We start from the raw sequence: 6,000 nt of genomic DNA, 5'->3' as shown, positions 1-6,000 counted from the left end.
GGTGCGCGCGGTGGAGGGCCCCGACGGCCACACGGTCGTCGAGGTCGGCGGGCTCGCCCGCACCGAGGGTGGGGGCCTCGGCGATGAGGTACAGGCACCGGCACGCCGTCCGATCTCCGGCGCGGCCGGGCCATCCAGTTGAGGAATCGCTTGAACACCACGAAGGACGCGGAGTTCCGGGACTTCATGACCAGCCGCTGGTCGCACCTGCTGCGCACCGCGTTTCTCCTCACCGGCGGCCACCACGACGCGGAGGACCTCGCCCAGAGCACGCTGGCCAGGGTCTACGCGAAGTGGGAGCGGGTCCGACGCAGCGAGAACATCGACGGCTACGTACGGCAGATCATGGTCAACGTGCACACCGATCGGCATCGGCGACGCCGCGTCCGGGAGTGGATCACCGCCCGCGTACCGGAGGTTGCCGCGTCGGACCGAACCGGCCGGCTCGCCGACCGCGACGTGTTGCTGACGGCTCTCGCCCGCCTGCCCGCCCGGCAACGCGCCGCGGTGGTGCTGAGCTATTTCGAGGACATGTCGCAGGCGGAGGTCGCCGCGGCCCTCGGGGTCGGACTGGGCACGGCAAAGAGCCAGATCTCCCGGGGGCTGGCCAAGCTGCGCCAGGACGGCGCGTTGCACGGTCTGCGGAACACGCACGCGCTGACGAAGGAAGAAGCCCGGTGAACGAGGACCACGACGTGCTGCGCGCGATGCTCGGTGAATCCGCCGCCCGGGCCCCGGTGGGCGCCGCGCCGGTCGAGGCCACGATGCGCCGTGGCCGAGCGCTGCGCACCCGGCGCCGGGCCGCCGGCCTGGCCACGACGGTGGTCGCGCTCGGCGTGCTGGGCTTGGGCCTGGGCGGCGTGCTCGACTCCTCGCCCTCCACACACCGGTCGGCCGTCGCGCCGGAACCGACCCGTCGACCCCTCCCGCCACCCACCGTGCAGCCACTCGTGGTCGCCCCCGACCAGCGCGTCGACACCGGCTTCCGGCACGGCATGTGGCTCACCTCGAACGGCTACCACTTCGTGTCGAACACCGAACCCACCGGCAACCAGTACGGGGAGGCGGTCTTCGACCCGAGGTCTCACCCCGATGACGTCGATCTGCGTGTCTTCCGGGGCCCCGCCTCGACTCTGTACACCGGTGCCTACCGAGGCGCCGCCCCGGTGGGCCGAGTGTTCGTCACCGTGAACGGCCGGACCCTCGAAGCCCAAACCCTCACCCTCGCCGGAGAGCCCGGCTGGTTCGCGTATTACCTCGAAGTACCCACGGACCGGACCCACTTCCCGACGACCACACCCGAAACGCCCGACGGCGCCGACGTCTACACCGCCGACGGCTCATTCCTCACCCACACGTCCTTGACCGACCCGACCGTCGACCTGTGACGGGGCTGCGCCGGCCGGAAACGGGCGGCGCAGCCGGGTGGTTCGTCAGGCCGGGGGTCGGCGGGGGTCGACCCGAAGGAGCATCGCGGGCCACCTCACCGCGCTTCGGCCGCCGCCCGCTCGCGTTCCAGCACCGCGGCGCGGTCCGCCTCACTCGCCTCGATGCAGAACTCGTTCCCGGCCGGGTCCGCGAAGACCACCCATCCCCGGCCGTTCGGCTTGCGCCGGTCGTCGACGATCACGCCACCGAGGGCGAGCACCCGCTCGACCTCCTCCTCGCGCGTACGTCCGGGCTCCAGGTCGAGGTGCACCCGGTTCTTCAGCGTCTTCGCCTCCGGCACCCGCACGAACAACAGCGTCAACTGTCCGGCGGGCGTGTCCAGACCGACCTCGTCGTCACCGGGCGAGTCGTCCGCGTCCACCGGAAGATCGAGCACTTGCCCCCAGAACCGCGCGAGTTCATAGGGCTCGTGCGGCGGAGCGCAATCGAAGGTGATGTGCCGGATGGTGGAACCCACGCGATCTCCCAAGGCTGGAGAAGGAACCGAACACCCCTACCGAACACCAAAGCGAGCGATTCGGCTCGACAATTTCTCGGCACCGGCGCCAAGCGGTGGTGACAAGACCGACCGAGAGACGCAGGATCGCGGGGCCGGCCGTGCCCGGTTGCCGGCTGGGTTGCCCGGCGCTCCGCAGCCACGGTCGAGCAGCCGCTCCGCGCCGGGACGCACGTCCCCTACGGGGCCGGACGACGTCCGTGCGTTCGACCCTCCGGTCACCGTTGTCCTGGAGTATCCGGGAAGCCGGATCCGCCGACTGACCGCTGCTCGGGGCCGCACCCACAGCAGCGCGCCGAACGACAACGCAACCGAACCCCAGGCCGGTTACGCCTGAAGGCGCCCGGGCCTGGGCTCGGTTGCGTTGGTTCGTCAGGACCTGCGTACACGGTTCAGCAGGGCCAACCACGAGGCGGGGGCGATGGTGAGGTGACCGAGGGCGGGGGCCTTGCTGTCGCGGACGGGGATGGCGGCGAAGCCGTCGGCGACCTCGACGCAGTCGCCGCCGTTGTTGCTGCTGTAGGTGCTCTTGCGCCAACGCTTGGGCGTGCTTGCGTTTGTGATCATGGGCTCACAGTTCCTTCAACACGGAGGCGATCAGGTCGATTGACCGCGTGGTCGAAAGGGCCTCGGCAACCAGAAGATCGTAAACGCGCTGAGCCGCCTTCACATCCGCCGGACCTGCCAGGATCTACCCTTGCAAGAATCCGTCCACGTAGACCACGTCTGGTCCTTCGTCCAGCGTAAGCGCTGCGAACGGCCCGCCAACCCCAGCGTGGCTCCCGGATTCGTAGGGGATCACCTGAATCACGAAGCGGGGCTGCTCGGCAAGCTCAATGACGCGTTCGAGCTGTCCCCGCATCACGTCACGTCCACCCCAGACGCGGCGCAATACGTTCTCGTCCAACACTGCGCGGAACTCGGGAGCGTCTTCGCGTTCAAAGATGCGCCGGCGTTGCAGGCGAGCGCTGACCTGTTCATCCAGTTCTTTCAAGTCCAGGCGTCCAGCCGCCAGGATCGCCCGGGCATACCGCTCCGTCTGAAGCAGCCCGGGCACAACCTGCACCTGGAACGACCGCATGATCGAAGCCGCTTCCTCCAGTTCGACGAACGGCCTGAACCACGCCGGGTACGCGTACCGGATGACCAACGGCCACAGCCGCTGGAACCGGTCGCCCGTTCCGAAGAGTTCGTCGGCCAGCTTCGAGAGGTCCTCCGTCGGCAACCGCTTGGCCGACTCGATCTTGTTGAGCAGCGATGGCGCCATCCAGGCTCGTTTGGCCATTGCGCGTTGCGTCATCCCGATCTTCTCGCGCTCGCGCCTGAACTCGGTCGCATAGAACGTGAGTACGGACGCCGAGGGGTCCAGTTCGGTGGCGGCGGACACATTGCCCCCATAGAGCGTTGAAAGCGAACGAAGTCAATCCCCGGCCCCTGCCGATCGTAAAGGCCCGCCGTCACGCTTGGCGTACAAACAGCAGCAATGAGTCCGCATGCCGACGAAAGGCGCATCGACATGGCCAACCTTCGCGGGGCGTCCGCCACATCCCAACTCGCCTCCACCGAGGGCGATCCATTCCCGGAACCGCCCGGCAGCGGCATCGTGATCGCCGTGTACTGGGTGGGGCCGGACGGCACGCGGGTCGTCGTACCGCCCCAACTCCACAAGCGTTCCTCGCGTGACCCGTGGCCGAGCACGAATCCGCCGTGTACGTGCTCGCCGGACTGCCCGATGCGGTGAACGACCCGTCGCCGCGGGGCGCACGACCCGCCGCCCGGCCATGGGGCCGGTGCGGCGGCCACCGCGCAGGCCGGCCGCCGACGGGCGCCCGGTGCGCGGCAGGGGGTCGGGCCGCAGACGTCGGGCCCGGCCCCCGTTCGCCGTCGACGGTCCGGGCTTTCCGGGTATTTCGCGACTAGGGTGCTGTCCCAGGGACCGACCCGAAGGGACGGGAACGACATGTTGGTGATCCGAGCCGCACGCGCCTTCGACGGCGAACGAGCGCTTCCCGGACCGGTGTCCGTCTTCGTGAAGGACGGTCGCATCATCGGGCTGGAGTCCGGCGAGTCCGGCGCATCCCCGATCCCGGACGGTTGGCGTCTGGTCGAACACCCCACGGCGACCGTGCTCCCCGGCCTGTTCGACCTGCACAGCCACCTCGGCGGGGACAGTCGCGACGGTGCGCTCGACCGGCTGCCCGACTACTCCCCCGACGAACTCGACGCCGTGATCACCGACTCGCTACGGCGCGAACTGGCCGTCGGAGTAACCGTGGTGCGTGATCTGGGCGACCGCGACTGGTCGGTCCTGCGCCGGCGCGATCGGGCGGACGGTGTGCCCACGCCGACCATCCTGGCCGCCGGGCCGCCGATCACCAGTGCCAAGGGGCACTGTTGGCGCTTCGGCAGCGAGGCCGTAGGGGCTGATCAACTGCGCGCGGCCGTTCGGGAGCGGGCCGAGCGTGGTGTGGACGTCGTCAAGGTCATGGGCAGTGGCGGCACGATGACCCCGGGTACCGACGTGATGCACTGTCAATTCACCTTGCCGGAACTGCGTCTGATCGTGGACGAGGCACACGCGGCCGGACTGCCGGTGACCGTGCACGCACACAACCTGCCCGCCGTCGAACAGGCTCTCGCCGCGCACGCCGACGGCATCGAGCACTGCACGTGCCTGACCGACCGGGGCGTGGAGATCTCCGACGACCTGCTGCACCGACTCGCGGAGCGGCAAATCGCCGTGTGTCCCACGCTCGGTACCGACCCGGACGCGCTCCCGCCGCCGGCGGTACGGGAGTTGCTGGAGCGCATCGGAGCGACCCGGGAGGTCCGGCTCGCCCACGTGGCTCGCGCGCACCGGGCCGGGGTCCGCATCGTCTCCGGAGCCGACTCGGGGATCACCGCCGCCAAGCCGCACGGGAGCCTGCCACAGGCGATCGCCGATCTGGTCATCGGCGGCGTCTCGGCGGCCGAGGCCCTCGCGTCGGCCACCTCCGTCGCCGCCGACGCGGTCGGCCTCGGCGGACGCAAGGGCCGACTCCGCGCCGGCCACGACGCCGACCTGCTGCTGTGCGACGGCGACCCCCTCGACCGCATCGACACGCTCACCGCCGTCACGGCGGTCATGGTCGGCGGCACCTGGGCGGACCTCACCTAGGCCGTTCCGCTTTCGACTCGATGATCCGGAGCCGCCGCCGGAGCACCGACCTGCACCGAATCAGACCGGATCGCCCGACCGCGACCGATTCCCGGACGCCTCCTGGCGCATCCTCGTCGCCAGGGCCACGAAGACCGACAGATTCAGGACCGCCTCCGCGGGGAGCGTGGCCCACGGCTTCCTGTCGCCGCGCCGATGGATCTCCAGCCAACCCTGTTTCACCGTGACCCGGTCGACCTCGCGCCAGTCGAGCCACTGATCGAGACACCCGACGCCGCCGGGATCGAGATGGGCCCCGAAGAAGTCGACCCGTTCGCCCGCCTTGAGCCGGTCCCGGTCCTGCGGCAGCCGTACCCGCGTGAACGCCTTGTCCAGCTCGTCGGCGAACCGGGCGGCCCCCTTGTACACATCGCTCACTTCGATCTCGTCGCCCTCACGCGGAGACACCCGGAGCTCGTGGACGGTGGCGCTGGTGATCCCGTTCGTCACCTTGGCGCTGCGCCGCCGGATGCCGTCGATCTCGTCCCAGGTGTACGGCTCCGGCACCCGCCCGGCGACCTCCCGGACGATGCCGTGCTCGTAGTGGCCCACCCAGACCTGCGCCTGCCGTCTGGTGAGCGCCAGGAAGAGGAAGTACCCGGCCGCACCGAATATGACGGCCCCCAGAATGAGCAGCGGCAGCGAGTAGTACCAGGCGCCTTCGGTTCGCTGGTCCTCCACGGCGAACGAGATCCCCAGCCAGAGCACCACCAGCCCGACCAGCGCCGGCAGCAGGACCACGATCCACGGGAAGCTCTTGGGCTCGGTCCACACCAGCCCCCGGCGCGGTCCGAGTTCGAAGTCCAGCGCGACTCTGCGCATGGCGGACGGAACAGAGGTGGACCCACGATCCGACACA

General features: G+C 69.9%; 8 protein-coding genes. 4 read left to right on the top strand and 4 right to left on the bottom strand.

Features of this window, described 5'->3' with window-relative positions; translation table 11 throughout:
- Window positions 1-150: 150 nt before the first annotated feature.
- Both ACWCPW_RS48560 and ACWCPW_RS48555 read left to right on the top strand, forming a co-directional pair.
- Window positions 151-681: a SigE family RNA polymerase sigma factor gene (locus ACWCPW_RS48560; protein ID WP_449768068.1), complete on the top strand. Its 531-nt coding sequence runs from the start codon at window positions 151-153 to the stop codon at window positions 679-681.
- Window positions 678-1,388 carry a hypothetical protein gene (locus ACWCPW_RS48555; RefSeq protein WP_449768067.1) on the top strand — a complete coding sequence of 237 codons (711 nt, stop codon included), beginning with the start codon at window positions 678-680 and terminating at the stop codon, window positions 1,386-1,388. Before ACWCPW_RS48560 ends, ACWCPW_RS48555 begins: the two co-directional genes overlap by 4 nt.
- A gap of 95 nt (window positions 1,389-1,483) precedes the next feature.
- Here ACWCPW_RS48555 and ACWCPW_RS48550 read toward each other — a convergent pair whose 3' ends face one another.
- The 3 genes from ACWCPW_RS48550 to ACWCPW_RS48540 form a co-directional block, all read right to left on the bottom strand.
- Window positions 1,484-1,906, bottom strand: coding sequence for a VOC family protein (locus tag ACWCPW_RS48550; RefSeq protein WP_449768066.1), 423 nt, complete (start codon window positions 1,904-1,906; stop codon window positions 1,484-1,486).
- A 411-nt stretch (window positions 1,907-2,317) separates the two neighbouring features.
- Entirely contained in the window at window positions 2,318-2,512 is a 195-nt protein-coding gene (locus ACWCPW_RS48545; protein WP_449768065.1) for a DUF397 domain-containing protein, read from the bottom strand.
- Between the two features lie 124 nt (window positions 2,513-2,636).
- Window positions 2,637-3,332 carry a helix-turn-helix domain-containing protein gene (locus ACWCPW_RS48540; protein WP_449768064.1) on the bottom strand — a complete coding sequence of 232 codons (696 nt, stop codon included), beginning with the start codon at window positions 3,330-3,332 and terminating at the stop codon, window positions 2,637-2,639.
- 129 nt (window positions 3,333-3,461) lie between these two features.
- On the opposite strand from ACWCPW_RS48540, the gene ACWCPW_RS48535 reads away from it, so the two are divergent.
- Together ACWCPW_RS48535 and ACWCPW_RS48530 are read left to right on the top strand one after the other, a co-directional pair.
- Entirely contained in the window at window positions 3,462-3,686 is a 225-nt protein-coding gene (locus ACWCPW_RS48535; RefSeq protein WP_449768063.1) for a hypothetical protein, read from the top strand.
- A 219-nt stretch (window positions 3,687-3,905) separates the two neighbouring features.
- On the top strand, window positions 3,906-5,102 hold the full coding sequence (locus tag ACWCPW_RS48530; RefSeq protein WP_449768062.1) for an amidohydrolase family protein: 1,197 nt from the start codon (window positions 3,906-3,908) through the stop codon (window positions 5,100-5,102).
- Between the two features lie 60 nt (window positions 5,103-5,162).
- Here the strand turns inward: ACWCPW_RS48530 and ACWCPW_RS48525 are convergent, their stop codons facing one another.
- Window positions 5,163-5,963: a DUF6585 family protein gene (locus ACWCPW_RS48525; protein ID WP_449768061.1), complete on the bottom strand. Its 801-nt coding sequence runs from the start codon at window positions 5,961-5,963 to the stop codon at window positions 5,163-5,165.
- Window positions 5,964-6,000 lie beyond the last annotated feature (37 nt).

It is taken from the genome of Embleya sp. NPDC001921 (assembly GCF_053594475.1).
Note: the sequence above shows the minus strand (reverse complement) of the source record. Positions and strands in the feature narration are given on the sequence as shown.

What these genes read in the sequence shown, in the direction of transcription:
- ACWCPW_RS48545 (WP_449768065.1), bottom strand. Translation starts at nt 2,512, where the DNA reads ATGATCACAAACGCAAGCACGCCCAAGCGTTGGCGCAAGAGCACCTAC.
- ACWCPW_RS48535 (WP_449768063.1), top strand. Translation starts at nt 3,462, where the DNA reads ATGGCCAACCTTCGCGGGGCGTCCGCCACATCCCAACTCGCCTCCACC.
- ACWCPW_RS48530 (WP_449768062.1), top strand. Translation starts at nt 3,906, where the DNA reads ATGTTGGTGATCCGAGCCGCACGCGCCTTCGACGGCGAACGAGCGCTT.
- ACWCPW_RS48525 (WP_449768061.1), bottom strand. Translation starts at nt 5,963, where the DNA reads ATGCGCAGAGTCGCGCTGGACTTCGAACTCGGACCGCGCCGGGGGCTG.